We start from the raw sequence: 20,634 nt of genomic DNA, 5'->3' as shown, positions 1-20,634 counted from the left end.
GGCAGTTTCGCCTTAATCCGGGCGAAATGCCTGCCTATCCGGTTCGTTAAAGATCGTTTTTCGGATAGATCGGCGTGGTCGCATGGCAGGCACCACGGTCACATTTCGCGCCCATGACGGGGTTCATGGGCTGGCGGGCACCGCATCACAGGGCGTCAAGGCAAAACTCATGTCGGCACAGCGTATGACGCGCGGATATCTCCCGATCTCGTCTCGAGCCCGCGGTCTGCTTCACGCCGTCACCTTCATCCTGCTCGCGCTGCCGCTAGCCGGCTGTGGCACCGGCTCGCTCTGGGACAAGTTCACCGCCAAGGACGACACCTTCGTCGAGGAGCCCGCCGACAAGATCTACAATGAGGGCCTGTACCTCATGAACGAGAAGAAGGACATGAAGGCGGCGAACAAGAAGTTCGAAGAGGTCGACCGCCAGCATCCTTATTCCGACTGGGCCCGCAAATCGCTGCTGATGTCTGCCTATGCGTCCTACCAGGGCGGCGACTATGACGGCTGCATCGGCGCCGCCACTCGCTATGTCACGCTGCATCCCGGCAGCCCGGATGCGGCCTATGCGCAATACCTGATCGCTGCCTCGCATTACGACCAGATCCCGGACACCAGCCGCGACCAGGCCCGCACCGAGAAGGCGATCGCCGCGCTAGAAGAGGTGGTGCGCAAATATCCGAACTCGGAATATGCCACCTCGGCCAAGGCCAAGATCGAGGGTGCGCGCGACCAGCTCGCCGGCAAGGAAATGAATGTCGGCCGCTACTACGCGCAGAAGCGCGACTACACGGCGGCGATCAACCGCTACAAGACCGTCGTCACGCAGTACCAGACCACCCGCCATGTCGAGGAAGCGCTGTTCCGGCTCACCGAGGCCTATATGGCGATCGGTATCGTCGGCGAAGCGCAGACCGCGGCGGCCGTGCTCGGGCACAATTTTCCTGACAGCCGCTGGTACAAGGACGCCTATAATCTTGTAAAATCGGGCGGTCTCGAACCGAGCGAGAATCAGGGGTCTTGGATCAGCCGGACCTTCAAGAAGATGGGTCTCGGCTAGGAAATTTGGTTCCATGCTGGCGCGTCTGTCGATCCGTGACATCGTCCTGATCGAACGGCTCGATATCGAATTCGCCACCGGCCTTGCGGTTTTGACCGGCGAGACCGGTGCGGGCAAATCCATCCTGCTCGATGCCTTTGCGCTGGCGCTCGGCGGCCGCGGCGATGCCGGCCTCGTGCGCCACGGCGCGGAGCAGGGGCAGGTTACCGCCATGTTCGATGTCCCCAAAAATCATCCCGCGACGAAGATCCTGGCCGAGAACGGCCTGGACGACACCGGTGAGATGATTCTCCGCCGCGTGCAACTCGCCGACGGCCGCACCCGCGCCTTCATCAACGACCAGTCGATCAGCGTGCAGATGCTGAAGGCGGTCGGCGCCGCCCTGGTCGAGATCCATGGCCAGCACGATGAGCGCGCGCTGGTCGATGCCGCCACCCACCGCCGCCTGCTCGACGCCTTTTCCGGCCTCGAAAAGGACGTCGCCGCCGTGGAAGCGCTCTGGGACGCCCGCCGCACCGCCAATACCGAGCTTGAGGAACATCGCGCCGGCATGGAGCGCGCCGCGCGCGAGGCCGATTATCTGCGCCATGCCTCCGACGAGCTGAAGCAGCTCGCGCCCAAGGACGGCGAAGAGACCTCGCTGGCTTCGCGCCGCACCACCATGATGCAGGGCGAGAAGATCGCTTCCGATTTGCGCGAGGCGCAGGAGGCGGTTGGCGGCAATCATTCGCCGGTCGCGGCGCTGTCGGCCGCAGTGCGCCGGCTGGAACGGCGCGGCGTCAACTCGCCGGCGCTGGTCGAGCCGGCGGTGAAGGCGATCGACGCCGCGATCAACGCGCTGGAGGAAGCCGACCAGCATCTCCAGGCGGCCCTGGCCGCAACCGATTTCGATCCCGCCGAGCTCGAACGCATCGAGGAGCGGCTGTTTGCTTTGCGTGCGGCGTCTCGCAAATATTCGACGCCGGTGGATGGCCTTGCCGCGCTGGCCGCCAAATATGCCGCCGACGTCGTGCTGATCGATGCCGGCGCCTCGCGGCTGAAGAAGCTGGAGCAGGCCGCGATCGAGGCAGATAGCCGCTATGCGGCCGCCACCAAGAAATTGTCGCTGGCGCGGCAGAAATCGGCGGAGAAGCTCAACAAGGCCGTCAACGCCGAGCTCGCCCCGCTCAAGCTCGAACGCGCAAAATTCATGACCCAGGTCGAGACAGACGAGGCCGCGCCGGGGCCGCAGGGTTTCGATCGCGTCGAGTTCTGGGTGCAGACCAACCCGGGTACCAAGCCGGGGCCCATGATGAAGGTCGCCTCCGGCGGCGAGCTCTCACGCTTCCTGCTGGCCCTCAAGGTCGTGCTGTCCGACCGCGGCTCGGCGCCGACCCTGGTGTTCGACGAGATCGACACCGGCGTCGGCGGTGCGGTCGCCGATGCCATCGGCGGGCGCCTGGCGCGGCTCGCCGGCAAGGTGCAGGTGATGGCCGTGACCCACGCCCCGCAGGTCGCCGCCCGCGCCGACCAGCACCTCTTGATCTCCAAGGACGCCCTTGACAAGGGCAAGCGTGTCGCCACCCGCGTCAATGCACTGGCCGCCGACCACCGCCGCGAGGAGATCGCGCGCATGCTGGCGGGTGCCGAGATCACGGCGGAAGCGAGAGCGGCCGCAGAACGGCTGCTCAAGGCGGCGACGGCTTGACGCTCTCTTGTCCCGGCCGAAGAGCCGGGACCCAGAATGCCGCGCATGGGCCCCGGCTCTGCAGCGCACCGCCGAAGAAGCGCTGCGCTGCGTCCGGGGCACGCAAACGTAACCACCTTTACCCTCCCGCCCGCTCCGTCGTATCCAAGCACCATGGCCAGAGCAGCAAAATCCAAAGCAACACCGCCTCGCGACGTCGCCGACCTCACTCAGGCGCAGGCCAAGGTTGAGCACAAGCGGCTGGCGCTCGAGATCGAGGGGCACAACGAGCGCTACTATCAAGAGGACGCGCCCACCATCACCGACGCCGAATATGATGCGTTGCGGCAGCGCCTCAACGCCATCGAAAAGCGCTTTCCGGAGTTCGTCAGCGCGGAGTCGCCGTCGCAGAAGGTCGGCGCGGCGCCGTCGGGCCGCTTCAGGAAGGTCCGGCACGCCCTCCCGATGCTGTCGCTCGACAACGCCTTTGCCGAAGAGGACGTGCGCGACTTCGTCGGCCGCATCGCGCGCTTCCTGAAGCTCGGCGACGATCAGGTCAATTTCTCCGCCGAACCCAAGATCGACGGCCTGTCGATGTCGCTGCGCTATGAGGGCGGTGAACTCATCACGGCCGCGACGCGCGGCGACGGCGCGGTGGGCGAGGATGTCACCGCCAACATCCGCACGCTCGAAGACGTGCCGCAGAAGCTGAAGGGCCGCAACGTCCCCGATATCTGCGAGGTGCGCGGCGAGGTCTACATGACCAAGAAGGCCTTCCTGGCGCTCAATGAGCGGCAGAAGGCCGCCGGCGACACCATCTTCGCCAATCCGCGCAACTCGGCCGCAGGCTCTTTGCGGCAGAAGGATCCGACCATCACCGCCTCGCGCCCGCTCGGTTTCTTCGCCTATGCCTGGGGCGAGATGAGCGCGATGCCCGAGGGCACGCAGAGCGGCATGATCGGCTGGTTCGAGCGTTGCGGCTTCAAGACCAATCCGCTGACCAAGCTGTGTCACTCGATCGAGGAGCTGCTCGCGTTCCATCACTCGATCGAAGAGCAGCGCGCAAGACTCGACTACGACATCGACGGCGTCGTCTACAAGGTCGACCGGATCGACTGGCAGGAGCGGCTCGGCTTCGTCTCGCGCACGCCGCGCTGGGGCATCGCGCACAAATTCCCGGCCGAACGTGCCATGACGGTGCTGCGCGACATCGAAATCCAGGTCGGCCGCACCGGCTCGTTCACGCCGGTCGGCAAGCTCGAACCGGTCGGCGTCGGAGGGGTGATCGTGCAGAACGTCTCGCTGCACAATGAGGACTACATCAAGGGCATCGGCAACAAGGGCGAGGTGCTGCGCGAGGGCCGCGACATCCGCATCGGCGACACGGTGGTGATTCAGCGCGCCGGCGACGTCATCCCGCAGGTGGTCGACGTCGTCCTCGACAAGCGGCCGAAGACCGCCAAGGAATTTCACTTTCCGAAGAAGTGCCCGTGTCCGCTGCACACCGACGTCACGCGTGAGGAGACGGCGACCGGCGAAGAGGGCTCGCGCGCCCGCTGCACCGGCGAATTCGCCTGCCCCTATCAGAAGATCGAGCATCTCAAGCTGTTCGTCTCGCGCCGCGCCTTCGACATCGACGGATTGGGGGAGAAGCAGCTCCAGTATTTCTTCGATGAGGGATGGGTGAAGGAGCCTGCCGACATCTTCACGCTGGAGGAGCGCAACTCAAAACTCAAGCTCGAACAGATCGAGGGCTACGGCGCAACGTCGGTGCGAAATCTCTTCGGCGCCATCGAGAGCCGGCGGAAAATCGCGCTGGAGCGCTTCGTCTATGCGCTCGGCATGCGCCATGTCGGCGAGACCACGGCGCTGGCCCTCGCACGCGGCTACGGCTCCTGGGATGCCTTTCACGATGCCTGCCTCAAGGTCGCCAAGGGCGACGAGGAGGCCATGGCGGACATGGACGCGCTCGACCAAATCGGCGACACCGTCATCAAGAGCATCGCCGACTATTTCGGCGAGAGCCACAATCGCGGCATCGTCGAGCGGTTGACCAAGGAAGTCGAGATCGTCGACGCCGAGAAGCCGAAGAGCAATTCGGCCGTCGCCGGCAAGACCGTGGTGTTCACCGGCTCGCTGGAGAAGATGACGCGGGACGAGGCCAAGGCAACCGCGGAGCGGCTGGGTGCAAAGGTGTCGGGATCGGTGTCGAAGAAGACCGATCTCGTCGTGGCCGGCCCCGGCGCCGGCTCGAAACTCGCCGAAGCCAACAAGCACGGCGTGAAGGTACTGACCGAGGACGAGTGGCTGAAGCTGATTGGGGAGTGAGATTTTTCGTCATTGCGAGCGAAGCGAAGCAATCCAGAGTCCCTCCGCGGTGGCGGTCTGGATTGCTTCGCTTCGCTCGCAATGACGGGGATGCAGCGCACCGTCCCCTCACATCATTCCCGTCTCTTCCTCCTCCGCCTGCTCGATCAGCTTCTCGCTGACCATGACCTCGCGGCGCGGGACGACGAACATCATCGTGCAGGCGCAGAGCAGCGAGATCGCGAGGACCGCGGAGGTCAGCGGCAGCGTGGTCGTGGAGTGGCCGCTGAGATAGGCGCCGAATTGCGACATCAGTGCGCCGATGCCCTGTTGCAGGAAGCCCATTGCGCCCGACGCGGTGCCGGCGGCTTCGGGACGGATGCTGATGGCGCCGGCGGCTGAATTCGCCATCACGAAGGCATTGCCAGCCATCACGATCATCTGCGTGCCGAACAGCCAGCCGGGCGCCTCGTTCCAGCCGGCGAAGCTCCATATCAGGTTCAGCAGGCTGCCGCAGAGCTGGAGGGCAAGCCCGAACCAGATCAGCTTCTCCAGCGAGTGCCGCGGCGCAAAGCGCACGCAGAGCAGATTGCCGACGAGGAACGCAAATCCCGAGGTCGCGAACCATGCGCCATATTCGGCGCTGCTGCGTCCCATCTGCGTCACCACGATGTAGGGGCCGCCGCCGGCGAAGGTGAAGATGATCTGCGAGGCCAGCACCTGGCACATCACGTAACCGACGAAGGCGCGGTTGCGGATCAGGATGCCGACGTCGCCGCGAAAGCCGCTGCCGGCGGCGCGGCTGCGGCGTGTCTCCGGCAGCGCCACAGCGATGCCGATGGCGACGATGATCGCGGCGATCGTGATGGCGTAGAAGATCGCGCGCCAGCCGAACGCGGTCTCGATCAGGCCGCCGGTGAGCGGGGAGACCATCTGTCCGATCATCAGGGCGGCGACCACGAGGCTGATCATCGAGGCGACGCGATCGCGCTCATAGATGTCGCGGATGATGGCGCGGCTCACCACCATGCCGGCGGCTCCGCCCAGCGCCTGGAAGAAACGCGCGGCGATCAGCTGCGGCAGGTCTTGCGCGAAGATGCAGGCGATGCTGGCTGCGATCATCAGCGCCAGCCCTCCAAGCAGCACCGGGCGCCGGCCGAACCGGTCCGATACCGGCCCCATGATGAGCTGCGACAGCGCGATGCCGACCATGTAGAGCGACACCGTCATCTGCGCGATCGAGATGTCGCTGCCGAAATTGGTCGCCAGCACCGGCAGCGCCGGAACCAGCATGTAAAGCGAGATCGGCGCGATCCCGGTCATGACCACCAAGAGCAGGAGCACCAAGCGCGACGTCGCGAGGTTTGTCGCCGCTCCCGGCGGCTTGCTGATCATGCCGTGCATGCGTATCCGTCTTTCGAATTCGAATCGACTGTAGCGCGCTCGTGCAAGACGGATATCGGCGTTTTGGAATGCGGCTATACAGATTCCGGGATGGTTATGATGACGGCGCGATGACCGCCCCGGCCTCCGTTGTCATTCCCCGCGAAGGCGGGGAATCCAGTATTCCAGAGGCAGATGTCGTATGCGGAGAAGCTACGGCGACTGGATGCCCGCCTTCGCGGGGGGACGGCTGTAGTGGAGCAGGCAGCGTTGCGCAAATCGCCTAGCGCCATGCGCACCGAACTTACGGCTTCAGCTCCGCCGTTGCCTGATCGAGCCAGGCCTTCGTCGCTTCATCAAGCGCCGGCCGCACCTCGGCCCTGACCCGCGCATGGTACGCATTGAGCCAGTCGAGCTCATCGCGGCTCAGCATCGCCACATCGATCAGCCGGCGGTCGATCGGTGCCAGCGTCAGCGTCTCGAACGCATTCATCGGCTTCTCGGCACCGTTAATGTCGAGAGCGACCACCAGCTCGAGGTTCTCGATGCGGATGCCGAAGCCATCGGTCTTGTAGTAGCCGGGCTCGTTGGACAGGATCATGCCGCGCTTGAGCGGCGTGGTGCCGAGCTTCGAGATCCGCGCCGGCCCCTCATGCACCGAGAGATAGCTGCCGACGCCGTGGCCGGTGCCGTGCTCGAAATCGACGCCGGCGACCCAGAGATATTGCCGCGCCAGCGTGTCGAGCTGCGCGCCGGTGGTGCCGTCGGGGAAGACCGCGCGCGCAATCGCGATATGGCCGCGCAGCACGCGGGTGAAGCGGTCGCGCATCTCCTCCGTCGGCTCGCCCACGGCCATGGTGCGGGTGACGTCGGTGGTGCCGTCTTCATATTGCGCGCCGGAATCGATCAGCAGCAGGTCGCCGGGTGCGATCCGCCGGTTGCTCTTGCGGGTGACGCGGTAGTGCACGATGGCGCCGTTCGGACCGGTGCCCGAGATGGTCGGGAACGAAACGTCCTTCAGCGCGCCGGTGTCGCGGCGGAACGTCTCCAGTGCCTCGACGGCGTCGATCTCGGTGAGCTTGCCGCTTCCCGCCTCGCGATCGATCCATGCGAGGAAGCGCGCCAGCGCCACGGCGTCGCGCACATGTGCGGTCTTCGTGCCCTTGATCTCGGTCGCGTTCTTCACCGCCTTGAGCAGCGCAATCGGGTCGCTGCCGCGCACCGGCTTGCCGCCAGCGCCTGCAATCAGCCGGCTGAGCGCGTCGGCCGCCGTGGCATTGTCGAGCGCGATTGCGGCGCCGCTCTTGGACAGTGCCATCAGCGTCGGCGCCATCGCATCTGGCTCGCGCACATCGGCGGACTGTTCGAGATGGTCGCGCGTGAGGTTGGAGAGCTTGCGGTGGTCGATGAAGATCGTCGGCCGTCCGTCCTTCGGCACCAGCGCATAGGACAGCGGCAACGGCGTATGCGCGACGTCGGCGCCACGGATGTTGAAGGTCCAGGCCACGGCATGGCTGTCCGACACCACCAGCGCATCGACGCCGAGCTTGGCGATTTCGCCTCTGATCTGTGTCAGCTTGTCGGCTTCAGTGAGGCCGGCATGTTGCATTCCGTGCACGGTCACCGGCGCGAGGGGAGGCTGCGGTCGATCGTGCCAGATCGCGTCGACCGGATTGCTGTCGACCGCAACCAGCTCAGCGCCGGCCTTGGCGCAGGCGGCGGACAACCGCTCGGCTGCTGAAGAAGTGTGCAGCCACGGATCAAATCCGAGGCGGTCGCCGGGCTTCAAGTGCGCCGACACCCAGTTCTCCGGCGGCGGATCGATCAGCGATTCCACTGCCCAAGCCTTCACATCGACCTGCTTGGCAGCCTGCAGCGTGTAGCGGCCGTCGACGAAGATCGCGGCCTCCTGGGTCAGGACCACCGCCAATCCGGCCGATCCAGTGAAGCCGGTCAGCCAGGCGAGCCGCTCTTCCGACGGCGGCACATACTCATTCTGCTGCTGGTCGGCGCGGGGGATCACGAATCCGGTCAGCTTGCGGCGGGCGAGTTCTTCGCGGAGTGCAGCAAGGCGCGCCGCCAATGCGACGCCGGCCTCAGGCTCCTCGAATGTCTGGAAGTGCGCTTCGAACATGGTGGATCACTTTAGGATCATGGGGATCAGTCCGCAATCTAGACGCATTTGCGTCGCATCTGGCATGGACTGTGCTTGAAATAGTTCCATTCGAATGGAGTGGAGTAAAGGGTGCGGCAGTTGCGCTTCGTCCGGACAACAGGGAAATTCGAGCAAGTGGTTCATCTCAACGGCGAGGGGACACACGATGGCATCGTTCACATTTGAGAAGATTTCGCCGCCGGTGCGTCGCGCCCCGACTGTGGCGACACCGAAGAAGCCGCGCGGCCTCATCAGCCAGATGATCGATCGTTTCGCCGAGCGCCGCGCGAGGCGGACGTTGCGGGATGAGCGCACGATGCGCAAGGACGAGAAGCCGGCGGAGTAGCGCGGCGAACCGCTCGACTTCACCTCGCCCCGCTTGCGGGGGGAGGTCGGATCGCATCAGAGATGCGATCCGGGTGAGGGGGACTCTCCGCGAGTCCAACTCTCACCGTCCCCGCGGAGACTCCCCCTCACCCCAACCCTCTCCCCGCAAGCGGGGCGAGGGAGCGCAGCGCCATCGCGGGTGCACTCACCCCATCTTCCGCAGCAACAAACTGCTCCATCCCTCGATCCGCAATTGCCGCAGCGGCACGAGACCGCGCGCGCGGTAGGCGGCGATCACGGCGGGGGCCTGATGCGTCAACAGGCCGGAGAGGATGAGGCGCCCGCCGGGCGCGAGATGCCGCGCCATCGGGCTCGCCAATTGCCGCAATGGATTGGCAAGGATGTTGGCCAACACCAGGTCGAACGGACCGCATTTGCCAAAATCCGGTGCGGCGAAGCCGGTGGCACGGATCACCCGCACATGGTTACCAACGTCATTCAGCGCGGCGTTCTCGGTCGCCACCCGCACCGAGGGCGGATCGATGTCGGAGGCAAGCACTGCGCGATGCAACGCCTTGGCTGCCGCGATCGCCAGCACGCCGGTCCCGGTGCCGAGGTCGAGCACGCGCCGCGGCCGCGCGCTTTTCAGGACATGGTCAAGCAGCAGTAAACAGCCGCGGGTGGTGCCGTGGTGGCCAGTGCCGAAGGCAAGCGCCGCCTCGATCTCGATCTTGAGCTTGTTCGCCGCCACCCGGTCGCGGTCATGGCTGCCGTGCACGACGAAACGGCCGGCCGGGACCGGCACAAGGTCTTCCAGGCTCGCTTTGACCCAGTCCTTGGCCTCGACGATATCGAAGGCGAGCGTCTCCGCGATCTCGTTTCCTGCTGAAGTTGCAACGAGTTCGCGCAGCCATGCCTGGTCCGGCGCGGCGGCAAAATGCAGCGTGACGTCCCATTGGCCGTCCGGCCGCTCGAAGGCGGCGACCGCTGCATCCCCCTCGAAAAACACCTCGGTGAGCACGTCGACGACAGGCCTGGCGGCGGCCTCGCTGCCGATCGAGAAGCTGGCGCGATGGGTAGGGGAGGGCTGCATCCTAGGGTTCCGTCGGGTTCAATTTTTGGAACTTTTGTTCTCAATTTTTCAGCATTTAGTCGCGATTCGCAGATCCTGGTCGGACGAGTCCGGTGCAACTGCGATTGAATACGGTCTGATCGCAGCCGGCATCGCGCTCGCGATCATCACCGTGGTGAACAGCCCGTGCAGCACGATGAACCAGAAGTTCGGTTCGATTAGCACCTCTTTGAAGTAATTTCCGCCTCCCATCTCCCAGCCGGGGCCACTTTCTTCATAAGCTGTTTTTGACCCACCGCCCGCGAAGGGGATTGCCTCCTGGCCGGCGAGGTCATTTTTGCTAGGCGTGATTCTCAAGCGGTCTCCACAGGTTGTCCGCAGCTTGTACGACGGCTATCCACGGACTCTTCCCGCGATTGCCCCTTGGTTCTCCACTGCCTTTCCTCAGGCCTGTCCCGCTCGCCCGTCCGTGGGCATCCTCGTCCTGACCACATATCTCTCGACAGCCTGTCCACAGCTCATCCACAGACCTACCCACGGCTTCCGAACAGCGATCGGTGATCCCTCAGAATCGCCTGTGCGGCGTTGTGGCCCGGAGCACCGGTGACGCCGCCGCCGGGATGGGCGCCGGAGCCGCAATGGTAGAGACCCTTCAGCGGGCCGCGATAGTCGGCATGGCCCAGCATCGGCCGCGCCGAGAACAGCTGGTTCAGCGTCAGCGCGCCGTGGAAGATATCTCCACCCAAAAGGCCGAACTGCCGTTCGAGATCGAGCGGCGAGAGGATCTGGCGGCCGAGCACGCTCGCCGCAAAGCCCGGGGCATATTTGTCCACCGTCGCGATCATGAGATCGGCGACCTCCTCGCGATGGTCGTCCCACGACTTTCCATCGGGAAGCTCCGGCGCGACGTGCTGGCAGAACAAGCTCGCGACGTGTTTGCCTTCGGGCGCCAGCGTGTCGTCGAGCGTCGAGGGGATCAGCATTTCGACGACGGGCTCTCGGCTCCAGCCCTGCGCGCGCGCATCGAGATACGCGCGGTCCATGTAGCCGAGGCTCGGTGCCAGGATGATGCCCGAGGTGAGATGATCGCCGTCACCGGGCAGCGCCGTGAAGGAGGGCAGGCGGTCCAGCGCCACGTTCATGCGGAAGGTGCCGGAGCCGTTCTTCCAGTGCCGGATGCGCGCGAGGAACTCGTGGGGCAGGGCGTCGGCCGCGATCAGCCGCGTATAGAGCAGCTTCGGATTGACGTTGGCTGCGACATATTTGGCGCGGATGGCCGTGCCGTTCTCCAGTACGACGCCGACCGCGCGGTCGCGCTCGACGATGATCTCGCGCACGCCCGCGTCGGTGTCGATCACGACGCCGCGGCCCTGCGCGGTGCGCGCCATGGCCTGCGTGATCGCACCCATGCCGCCGATGGCGTGGCCCCAGACGCCCTTCTTGCCGTTCACCTCGCCGAAGGCGTGATGCAGCATCACATAGGCCGAACCCGCCGCGTAGGGGCTGGCATAGTTGCCGACGATGGCATCGAAGCCGAACAGCGCTTTTACGAGGTCGTGCTCGAAACGCTCGTCCAGCATCTCGCCGGCGGAGCGGGTGAAGAGGTCGAGCAGGCTGCGGCTCTGCTCCAGCGTGAGACCGCGCAGGATGTTGGCTGTCTTTAACGCATTCATGGCCTCACGGATCGCGCGCGTGCCAAAGCCGTCAACCAGGTTCGGCGGCGCGCGCAGCACGAATTGCCTGAGCACGTCGGCGATCTCTTCCAGCTCGCGCGTGAAACCGTCGAGCGCATCGGCGTCATGCGCGCTCAGCCGCGCGACGGAATCTTTCGTCCGCCCCTCGCCGGTGAGGAGATAGCTGCCGTCCGGCGCGGGCAGAAAATTCTGCGCGCGCCGTTCGACGATGCGCAGGCCTTGTTCCGCAAGATTCAAGTCGCGGATCACCTGCGGATTGAGCAGGCTCACGGTGTAGGCTGCGACCGAATTCCGGAATCCGGGGTGAAACTCCTCTGTGACCGCCGCACCGCCGACCACCTTGCGGCGCTCGACCACGCGCACGCGCAGGCCCGCCATCGCGAGATAGGCAGCGCAGGTGAGGCCGTTATGGCCAGCGCCGATGATGACGACGTCGGTTTCGCTCATGAAGGGTTCAAATGTTCCACGGTCGTTTTGGGAAGGCCCGAAGGACCGGCCCCAGAAATGACATCTGTATATTAAGCATTCCTCGCTGCAACATCACGCGCCCCTTTATTGCCCGTTCAGGCGCCTTGTGCTCCATTGCGCCCGTCCGGCGCCCGCCGGGGGCATTGTCCGACGCGTTTCCTCGCGCGAACCGGTGCCCACTTCGCTGGAAAACGCTTTGGCCGGAGCTCCCATGGATTCGATCGTGCAGCCTGCCGCCACGGAGCAATCGTCTGCCTCGCGCAACCGGCTGCTGCTGACGGTCTACACCGCCGCGATCTTCGTCAGCGCGCTCTTGTTGTTCTCGGTGCAGCCGCTGTTTACCAAGATGGTGCTGCCGCGGCTCGGCGGCTCGCCGGCGGTGTGGTCGGTGGCGATGGTCTTCTTCCAGTCGCTGCTGCTGGCGGGTTACGCCTATGCGCATCTGTTGATGCAGGTCAAAAACCGCATCGTTCCGGTTGCAGTGCATCTGGTGCTGCTGATTGCGGCCTTCGCGACGCTGCCGCTCGGAATCGCCTCCGCCTACGGCGAGCCGCCCGCTTCGGGCTATGCGGTCTGGCTGCTCGGCCTGTTCGTGGTCTCGATCGGATTGCCGTTCTTCGCGCTCGCCGCCAACAATCCGCTGCTGCAGGCCTGGTTCGTCCGCACCGGCCATCCCGCCGGGCACGATCCGTATTTCCTTTATGCCTCCTCCAACATCGGCAGCTTCCTCGCGCTGCTGTCCTATCCGTTCCTGCTGGAGCCGATGTTCACGCTGCACGCGCAGAACCGGTTCTGGACCGCCGGCTATGGCCTCTTGATCCTGCTGATCGCGGCCTGCGGCACGCTGCTGTTGCGCTCGCCGCAACTGACGGTGGCGGATGCGCGAACGGAGGAGGTGAATGCGCCGGCGCCTGGTCTGGTGACGCGGCTGCGCTGGATCTTCCTGGCCGCGGTGCCGTCGGGCCTGCTCATCGCGGTGACCGCGCACATCTCCACCGACGTCGCGGCGGCGCCGCTTTTGTGGGTGCTGCCGCTGTCGCTGTATCTGCTCACCTGGGTCGTCGTGTTCCAGTCGCGTCCGCTGCTGCCGCACAAATGGATGCTGACGCTCCAGCCTGTTGCGATCGCAGGCGTGGTTGTCCTGCTGGCTTTCGGCGGGGAGCAGAATCTGCTGCTCACACTCGGCGGTCATCAATTGTGCTTCTTCGTCATCGCCATGGCCTGCCACGGCGAACTGGCACGGACGCGGCCGGCGGCCAAATATCTCACCGGCTTTTATGTCGCGCTGTCGTTCGGCGGCATGGTTGGCGGCCTGTTCGCAGGGCTCGTCGCGCCGTTCACCTTTTCGTGGATCGCCGAATATCCGATCCTGATTGCGCTCGCCGCGCTGTGTCGACCGCCTGCTAACGAGCGCCTCGCCGGCCTCGTTCGATGGTATTGGCTGGCGCTCGCCGCGCTCGCGGCGGCGCTCGTTGTGCCGTCCTATGCGACAGGCGGCCTCTCGATCTGGTTCGAGGACCACCGCGTCTGGGTGGCCGGCGCCGTCGGCGTGCTCGCCGCGCTGCTGGCGTTGACGTTCAATGCCGATCGCTGGAAGATATTTGCGACCGTTGCACTCGCGCTGGCGTTGATCCGGGTTTATCCCGCGGACGAGGGGCGCGTCACCACGGTGCGCAGCTTCTTCGGCGTGCACAAGATCGTGGAGACGCCCGGCGGCTATTTCCACGTACTGATGCACGGCACCACGATCCACGGTGCGGAGCGCTTCCGCAACAATGACGGCACGCCGGTCACCGGCCGGCCCGAGCCGATCACTTACTATCACAAGGACGGCGGCATCGGTCAGGCGGTCAGCGCGATCCGCGAGCGCAAGGGCGCGCCGCTGAAGGTCGCCGCGATCGGTGTCGGCTCCGGCACGCTTGCCTGTGCTGCCGAGCGAGGGGAGAGTTGGAAATTCTTCGAAATCGACCAGTCCATGGTCGACGCGGCGCGTGACCCCAAAAATTTCCGCTACATCTCGAGCTGCCTGCCGGATCTGAAGCCGGTGATCGGTGATGCGCGGCTCACCTTTGCCAAGGAGCCCGACGGTGCCTACGACCTCATCATCGTCGATGCCTATTCGTCCGATGCGATCCCGATTCATCTTGCGACCAAGGAGGCGATGAAGATCTACAAGGACAAGCTCGCCCCGCACGGCGCCGTGGTGATGCACGTCTCCAATCGGCATCTCGATCTGGAGACCGTCGTGGTCGGCATTGCGGATGCCAACGATCTCACGAGCTGGGTCTTCAACGAGGATTCCGGGCGCGATTCCGATTACATCTTCTCGACCGACGTCGTCATCTCCGCGCGGGAGGAGGCCGACATCGGCAAGCTCGCCTCCTCGAAGTCATGGGAGCAGACCGAAGCTGACGACAGGGTGCGGGTCTGGAGCGACGACTATTCCAATATTCTGGGCGCGCTGTATCGGCGCTTAAGGGACGGGGAATAGGGACCTTTTCGTAGCCCGGATGGAGCGAAGCGCAATCCGGGGCCGCTTCGGCGTGACGGGCACTGCTCCCGGATTGCGCTTCGCTCCATCCGGGCTACAAGGCGGGGTCGGTTCTAAGGCTCCACTGGCGTGCCCGCCGGCAACGCAATTCCTTTCTCGCCGGCGATCTGCCGCAACAGGTCCGGCCTATCGGAGATGATGCCGTCGACGCCAAGCTCGATCATGTGCGCCATGTCGTCGGGCTTGTTGACCGTCCACACCACGACGCCCAATCCAAGTCCGCGGGCCTCCGAGATGAGCGCCGCGGTCACATCGCCAAAATAAGGCGACCAGACCGCGCCGCCCGCGGCCTTGATCGTCCGCGGCAGCGAGCCGCTGTGATCGGCCGGATTGAAGCCCGCGGTCCAGTTGGTGGCTTTGTCGAGCGCCACGGTCTGGCCTGAGCCGCGCTCGAGCGTGAGGTACACCGTCGGTATCTTCGGTGCTTGCTGTTGCACGAGCTGCAACGTTCTCCAATCGAACGACTGGATCATGACACGGTCGGAAAACTTTTCGGCCTCGATCAGGCGGAGGAGCCTGGTGACGAAAGCTTGCGGGTCGAGAGATTGGTCCGGATGGTTCGGATCGATCTTGGTCTCGATGTTGAAGCCAACGCGGGTGTTGCCGGACTTGCGTACCAGTGCGAACAGTTCGCTCAAGGTGGGAATGCGTGTTCCCGGCACAGCGCGCTGGTCGGGAAATTGTCTCGCGTAGGCGCTGTCCGGTCGGATCCGGCCGACGTCATAGGTCCTGACCTCGTCGAGCCGCAGTTTCACGAACGGGGTGCCGGGCGCAGTGATGTAGGCCCCGTCGGGGCCGCGCGCGAGATCCGGATTGAGCCCGCGTTCATGCGAGACGACGACTTCGCCGTCCGCGGTCACACCGACGTCGAGCTCCAGCGTGTCCACGCCCATCGACAGCGCATTGGCGAAGGCCGGCAGGGTGTTTTCCGGCAGCAGCGCCCGCCCGCCGCGATGCGCCTCGAGGTCGAATCCCATGGCCTCTCCCGCCATCAAAACCCAGAGCGCAGCTAGTGCGGTCGTGGCACGTGTTGGCATGGTGCCTCGAATAGCAATCTATTGTTCGTGCCGACCGCCGAAGGCGGTGACGAAGACGGCTGCCTCAGTTCTGGTAGTAATAGCCGCGCGGCTGATAAACCTGCCGGGGCTGTGGCTGATAGTAGGAGCCCTGCTGGCCATAGCCCTGGTCGTAATAGGGGCGCTGCTGCTGCTGATAGACCTGAGCGTCATAGAGCGGGCGGCCGGCTGAGCGCGGCGCCGGATAGCGCGCGCCGGTGTCGCTGCCGTCAGCCGGATAGATGTAATTGTCGTCCTGCGGCATGTAGCGGCGGGCGGGCTGCGCCGGCGGCGCCAGGTTCACGGGATCGCCGGCAGTGCTGTACTGTTCCTCGGCCGGCTGCGGCGCGCGGGCAACCGCATTGGCGTTGCGGCCGCGGGGATTGCGCGCCAGCGCCACCTGCGCCGAGCCGGTCAGCGTCACCGTGGTGTTGAGCACGCCCTGCTGCTGCACCAGTGCATAGAGCGTCGAGGCATTCTGGCGCGACAGCCGCACGCAGCCATGCGAGGCCGGCGAGCCGAGCCGGCCGACGAAGTCGGTGCCGTGGATGGCATGCCCGATCTTGGTGAAGAAGATCGCGTGCGGCATCGGCGCGTCGTCGAATTCCTTGGAGTAGTGATCCTCTTCCATGCGGAAGGCGCGAAACGCGCCGTTCGGCGTCTCGCGGGAGGGGATGCCGGTCGACACCGGCCAGTGATAGCGCGCGACGCCATCGACCGCGACGGTCATCTGCTGATTGTCCTTGTCGATGGTGATGTCGACCTTGGCCTGCGCAGCGCCCGCGCTCAAAAGCATCAGGGATGTGAAAGCAATCAAAAACGAACGCATCGGACTTCTGGCCTCCGGCCTGTTCATGCTAGGCGCCGCGGCTCTCCGTCCCCCGTCGTGCACTATGCCTGCAATCCGGCTTTCGTTCCAGCGGCCTAGCCGTCCATCGTTAACGCGATGCAGGGCGTAAGCAAGGCCGCTTTGTGCCGCGTGGCTCGCGGCGGCGCTGACATTTTCGCGAGCCGGATTTGCGTTCACAACGCCGACAATTCGTCACAAAGGCGCAACCATTTGGCCGCTCGGTGCGTTGGTCATGGCCACCCTTCACAGGGCAGCGCTCGCTGCCATTCATCCTTTGGGACCGAAGATGAACAAAGCCCGTATCGCCGCCGCGCAATTGCCGGCCGCTCGACCCGTCCGCCTGCTGTTCGCAGCCGCCGCCATCCTGCTCGCGCTGTTGTCGCTACCGCAAGCCGGCCACGCCCAAGGCATCGTGCGCGGCGCGCAGGAAGGCTCTTATGAAGGTAACCGGATTGCCGGCCCCGTAGGCGGTGCGGTTGGCGGTGTCGTTGGTGCCGGTGTCGGCGGCGCCGTTGGCGCGGTCGAGGGCGTGCTCGGCATTCCCCACCGTCACTACCGCCACCGGTGCCACGGCTACTATGACGGCTATCACCGCTTCCATTGCTATCGGTGATGTCGTCGTAGCCCGGATGGAGCGCAGTGCAATCCGGGGCTGCTGTCGCATGAGGCTACGACGGTCCCGGATTACGTCGACGCTCCATCCGGGCTACGTATCTCCGTCAATTCTTCAGCCGATACCCCGTGCGGAAAATCCACCAGATCACGACCAGGCAGGCCACCAGGAACGCCAGCGTCATGCCGATGCTGACGGACACGCTGACATCCGCGATCTCATAGAAGCTCCAGCGGAAGCCTGAGATCAGATAGACGACTGGGTTGAGCAGCGCCACCGTGCGCCAGCCGGCCGGCAGCATGTCGATGGAATAGAAGCTGCCGCCGAGGAAGGTCAGCGGCGTCACCACCAGCATCGGGATCATCTGCAGCTTCTCGAAGCCGTCGGCCCAGATACCGATTATGAAGCCGAACAGGCTGAAGGTCACCGCCGTCAGCACCAGGAAGGCCAGCATCCAGACCGGATGATGGATGTGCAGCGGCACGAACAGCCCGGCGGTGGCGAGGATGATCAGGCCGAGAATGATCGACTTGGTCGCGGCCGCGCCGACATAGCCGAGCACGATCTCGAAATAGGAGATCGGCGCCGACAGGATCTCGTAGATCGTGCCGGTGAATTTCGGGAAGTAGATGCCGAACGAGGCGTTCGCGATGCTCTGCGTCAGCACCGAGAGCATGATCAGGCCCGGCACGATGAAGGTGCCGTAGCTGACGCCCTCGACCTGGCTGATGCGCGAGCCGATCGCGGCGCCGAACACCACGAAATAGAGCGAGGTCGAGACCACAGGCGAGACGATGCTTTGCAGCAGCGTGCGCCAGGTGCGTGCCATTTCGAACAGATAGATGGCGCGGATGGCGCGGTGATTCATGACGTCCTCACGAGGTCGACGAAGATGTCTTCGAGCGACGATTGCGTCGTGTCGAGATCGTTGAAGCGGATGCCGGCGGTGCGGAGATCACCGAGCAGGCTGGTGATGCCGGTGCGCTCGCCCTTGGTATCGTAGTCGTAGACCAGCGTCGCGCCGCTGTCGCAGAGGTCGAGCTTGTAGTGCTTCAGGCTGTCCGGCAGCGCATCGAGCTTGCCCTGCAGATGCAGCGTCAGCCGCTTCTTGCCGAGCTTCTGCATCAAGGTCGTCTTGTCCTCGACCAGCACGATCTCGCCCTTGTTGATGACGCCGATGCGATCGGCCATCTCCTCGGCTTCCTCGATGTAATGCGTGGTCAGGATGATGGTGACGCCGGACTGCTGGAGGGTGCGCACCACCTCCCACATGCCCTTGCGCAGCTCGACATCGACGCCGGCGGTGGGCTCGTCCAGGAACAGGATCTGCGGCTCGTGCGACAGTGCTTTTGCGATCATCACGCGGCGCTTCATGCCGCCGGACAGCGTGATGATCTTGTTGTCCTTCTTGTCCCAGAGCGAGAGGTCCTTCAGGACCTTCTCGATGTGCGCAGGATTTTTCGGCTTGCCGAACAGGCCGCGGGAGAAGCTCACGGTCGCCCACACGCTCTCGAAGGCGTCGGTATGCAATTCCTGTGGCACGAGGCCGATCAGCGAGCGCGCCTTGCGGTAGGAGGTCTGGATGTCTTCGCCGCCGACGAGGACGCGGCCCTCGCTCGGATTGGCGATGCCGCAGATGATGGAGATCAGTGTGGTCTTGCCCGCGCCGTTCGGCCCGAGCAGCGCAAAAATCTCGCCGCGCTTGATGTCGAGATTGACGTTCTTGAGCGCCTTGAAGCCGGACCCATAGGTCTTCGACAGATTGGCGACGGAAATGATGAAGGACATGATGGCCGCAAGGCTAAGAGCAAAGGCTGGGGGAGGGAGGCTGGAACCCTCCGGGAAGGGCGGGTCAGCGGAGCCCTGAGATAGGAACGCCCTTACCGGGCCGCAATTCCCCGGAGAAAAATGATCTCAAAACCGGCCATTCGGTGGCTGGTTTCAGGCAAGTGTTGCGCGATGGTCACGGCGTGCGGCTAAGATTGTCGCTCACGCGGCTCTTTGTTGCGTCTGCGAGCAGGCCGTGGCTACGATTCCGGCCAATCGCGAAGCGTATTGTCCCCAGGGAAAACACCGATGAGACCGAACGGCCGTCACACCGCTGGCGCGAGCCAGTTGTCCGCCCTCCGTGTGTGGGCGATGGCCCTGCTCCTGCTGTCAGTTGTTGCCATCAGCCCGACCGGCGCCAAGGCCGCGCCGAGCCAGGCCGCGACAGCAACCACGCATGTTTACCTGCTCCGGGGCGTGCTCAACATCTTCTCGCTTGGGCTCGACACGATCGGCGCCCGGCTCCAGGCGCAGGGCATCCCGGTGACCGTCGCCAATTTCGTCTCCTGGTCCTCGCTCGCCGATGAAGCCGCGACCGCCTACAAGGCCGGCCGCCTCAAGACCATCATCCTGGTCGGCCATTCCTCCGGCGCGACCGCGCTGCCGGACATGATCGCCAAGCTCAACCAGCTCGGCGTTCCCGTAAAGCTCGCGATCGGCCTCGACTCCGTGTTCAAGACCAAGCTGTCGACCGGCGCCGAGCGCTACATCAACATCTATATCGGCGACGGTCCCGGCGAGCCGGTGCGGGCTGCCGCTGGCCTGCGCGGCAAGCTCGACAATGTCGACGTGCGCGGTACCGGCGTCGGCCATATCTCGATCGACAAGAACGAGGCGATCCAGCGTCGCGTCATCGCCGAGATCGACGCCGCGATCATGCGCTCGCGCGCCCCGGCAGCTCCAGTCGCCCAACCCGGCACAGCCAGGCCGGCGCGCTCGGCGGCCGCAGCGGCTCCGGCGCGGAATTAGCGACTTCTGCCGCGGTGCTGGTTCACCGAGAGTCGACCGGGCGGCCGTCCTCGGCACCCGGCGCCTCCGGCCTCAGATAGACGATCAGGCAGCAGCAACACATCGCAAGCCCGGCGACGGGGAAGCGCAGGGCGACCGCGGCCGCGAGCGCGAAGACGCCGAGGGTCACGATCGAGCGGACGCGCATAATCTTGCGCTCCCGCGGCGCGACCTCGCTGTCCGGCGCTCGTCCGGCAAGATCCCAGATCAGCGCGACATAGGTCGCGTTCACCAGGAAGAACACCGCGGCGTAGAACGCGACCGGCTGCGGTGCGAGCTCGCTCACCGCCATCCAGGCGGTGGAGAGCGGCAGCAGCGACACCGAGAACAGATGCGCGAAGTTGAACCACATCAGTCGCGGCGTCGCTTCGCTCGCATAGCGCATCAGATGGTGATGGTTGGCCCAGACGATCGCGATGAAGACGTAACTGACGGCATAAGAGAGCCACGTCGGCCATAGCGCCAGCAATGCCGCAAAGGTCGGGATTTCCGGCGGACGAAGCTCCAGCACGAGCACCGTAATCAGGACCGCGAACACGCCGTCCGAAAATGCGCTGAGCCGTTCCGGAGATCGTCTCGCATGGGCCATGGCGACAGC

At 64.9% G+C, this 20,634-nt stretch carries 17 protein-coding genes; 8 read left to right on the top strand and 9 right to left on the bottom strand.

Features of this window, described 5'->3' with window-relative positions; genetic code table 11:
- Window positions 1-169: 169 nt before the first annotated feature.
- The 3 genes from LRP30_RS35125 (at window position 170) to ligA (ending at window position 5,054) form a co-directional block, all read left to right on the top strand.
- Window positions 170-1,060, top strand: coding sequence for an outer membrane protein assembly factor BamD (locus LRP30_RS35125; RefSeq protein WP_128938004.1), 891 nt, complete (start codon window positions 170-172; stop codon window positions 1,058-1,060).
- A gap of 13 nt (window positions 1,061-1,073) precedes the next feature.
- Complete coding sequence (gene recN, locus LRP30_RS35120) at window positions 1,074-2,747, top strand: DNA repair protein RecN (protein ID WP_249757785.1); 1,674 nt, start codon at window positions 1,074-1,076, stop codon at window positions 2,745-2,747.
- A gap of 153 nt (window positions 2,748-2,900) precedes the next feature.
- Entirely contained in the window at window positions 2,901-5,054 is a 2,154-nt protein-coding gene (gene ligA / locus LRP30_RS35115; protein ID WP_249757784.1) for an NAD-dependent DNA ligase LigA, read from the top strand.
- A 108-nt stretch (window positions 5,055-5,162) separates the two neighbouring features.
- Here the strand turns inward: ligA and LRP30_RS35110 are convergent, their stop codons facing one another.
- On the bottom strand, window positions 5,163-6,437 hold the full coding sequence (locus tag LRP30_RS35110; RefSeq protein WP_249757783.1) for a multidrug effflux MFS transporter: 1,275 nt from the start codon (window positions 6,435-6,437) through the stop codon (window positions 5,163-5,165).
- A gap of 283 nt (window positions 6,438-6,720) precedes the next feature.
- On the bottom strand, window positions 6,721-8,550 hold the full coding sequence (locus tag LRP30_RS35105; protein WP_249757782.1) for an aminopeptidase P family protein: 1,830 nt from the start codon (window positions 8,548-8,550) through the stop codon (window positions 6,721-6,723).
- A gap of 187 nt (window positions 8,551-8,737) precedes the next feature.
- Here LRP30_RS35105 and LRP30_RS35100 point away from each other — a divergent pair, with 187 nt between their 5' ends.
- Window positions 8,738-8,917, top strand: a complete 180-nt coding sequence (locus tag LRP30_RS35100; RefSeq protein WP_128936019.1) for a hypothetical protein — start codon at window positions 8,738-8,740, stop codon at window positions 8,915-8,917.
- Between the two features lie 186 nt (window positions 8,918-9,103).
- On the opposite strand, the gene LRP30_RS35095 is transcribed toward LRP30_RS35100, so the two are convergent.
- The gene (locus LRP30_RS35095; protein WP_249757781.1) at window positions 9,104-9,991 is read right to left on the bottom strand and encodes a 50S ribosomal protein L11 methyltransferase; all 888 of its coding nucleotides are present in this window, start codon (window positions 9,989-9,991) and stop codon (window positions 9,104-9,106) included.
- A gap of 43 nt (window positions 9,992-10,034) precedes the next feature.
- Between LRP30_RS35095 and LRP30_RS35090 the strand changes: the two genes are divergently transcribed.
- A complete protein-coding gene (locus tag LRP30_RS35090) occupies window positions 10,035-10,208 on the top strand; it encodes a Flp family type IVb pilin (RefSeq protein WP_249761904.1) in 174 nt (57 codons plus the stop codon).
- Window positions 10,209-10,500: 292 nt separating this feature from the next.
- Here LRP30_RS35090 and LRP30_RS35085 read toward each other — a convergent pair whose 3' ends face one another.
- Window positions 10,501-12,111, bottom strand: a complete 1,611-nt coding sequence (locus tag LRP30_RS35085) for an NAD(P)/FAD-dependent oxidoreductase (protein WP_249757780.1) — start codon at window positions 12,109-12,111, stop codon at window positions 10,501-10,503.
- A gap of 232 nt (window positions 12,112-12,343) precedes the next feature.
- On the opposite strand from LRP30_RS35085, the gene LRP30_RS35080 reads away from it, so the two are divergent.
- Entirely contained in the window at window positions 12,344-14,623 is a 2,280-nt protein-coding gene (locus LRP30_RS35080; RefSeq protein ID WP_249757779.1) for a fused MFS/spermidine synthase, read from the top strand.
- Between the two features lie 113 nt (window positions 14,624-14,736).
- Here LRP30_RS35080 and LRP30_RS35075 read toward each other — a convergent pair whose 3' ends face one another.
- Window positions 14,737-15,660: a glycerophosphodiester phosphodiesterase gene (locus tag LRP30_RS35075; protein ID WP_249757778.1), complete on the bottom strand. Its 924-nt coding sequence runs from the start codon at window positions 15,658-15,660 to the stop codon at window positions 14,737-14,739.
- 124 nt (window positions 15,661-15,784) lie between these two features.
- Window positions 15,785-16,594, bottom strand: a complete 810-nt coding sequence (locus LRP30_RS35070) for a L,D-transpeptidase (protein ID WP_128944682.1) — start codon at window positions 16,592-16,594, stop codon at window positions 15,785-15,787.
- Window positions 16,595-16,874: 280 nt separating this feature from the next.
- Between LRP30_RS35070 and LRP30_RS35065 the strand changes: the two genes are divergently transcribed.
- Window positions 16,875-17,201, top strand: a complete 327-nt coding sequence (locus tag LRP30_RS35065; RefSeq protein WP_130220097.1) for a hypothetical protein — start codon at window positions 16,875-16,877, stop codon at window positions 17,199-17,201.
- A gap of 106 nt (window positions 17,202-17,307) precedes the next feature.
- Here the strand turns inward: LRP30_RS35065 and LRP30_RS35060 are convergent, their stop codons facing one another.
- Window positions 17,308-18,069, bottom strand: coding sequence for an ABC transporter permease (locus tag LRP30_RS35060; protein ID WP_091879164.1), 762 nt, complete (start codon window positions 18,067-18,069; stop codon window positions 17,308-17,310).
- The gene (locus LRP30_RS35055) at window positions 18,066-18,989 is read right to left on the bottom strand and encodes an ABC transporter ATP-binding protein (protein WP_249757777.1); all 924 of its coding nucleotides are present in this window, start codon (window positions 18,987-18,989) and stop codon (window positions 18,066-18,068) included. Before LRP30_RS35055 ends, LRP30_RS35060 begins: the two co-directional genes overlap by 4 nt.
- Window positions 18,990-19,277: 288 nt before the next feature.
- Between LRP30_RS35055 and LRP30_RS35050 the strand changes: the two genes are divergently transcribed.
- A complete protein-coding gene (locus tag LRP30_RS35050) occupies window positions 19,278-19,997 on the top strand; it encodes a hypothetical protein (protein ID WP_249757776.1) in 720 nt (239 codons plus the stop codon).
- Window positions 19,998-20,019: 22 nt separating this feature from the next.
- On the opposite strand, the gene LRP30_RS35045 is transcribed toward LRP30_RS35050, so the two are convergent.
- Window positions 20,020-20,625: a TMEM175 family protein gene (locus LRP30_RS35045; protein WP_249757775.1), complete on the bottom strand. Its 606-nt coding sequence runs from the start codon at window positions 20,623-20,625 to the stop codon at window positions 20,020-20,022.
- Window positions 20,626-20,634: the final 9 nt, after the last annotated feature.

The organism is Bradyrhizobium sp. C-145 (assembly GCF_023375135.1).
Taxonomy (GTDB): domain Bacteria; phylum Pseudomonadota; class Alphaproteobacteria; order Rhizobiales; family Xanthobacteraceae; genus Bradyrhizobium; species Bradyrhizobium zhanjiangense.
Note: the sequence above shows the minus strand (reverse complement) of the source record. Positions and strands in the feature narration are given on the sequence as shown.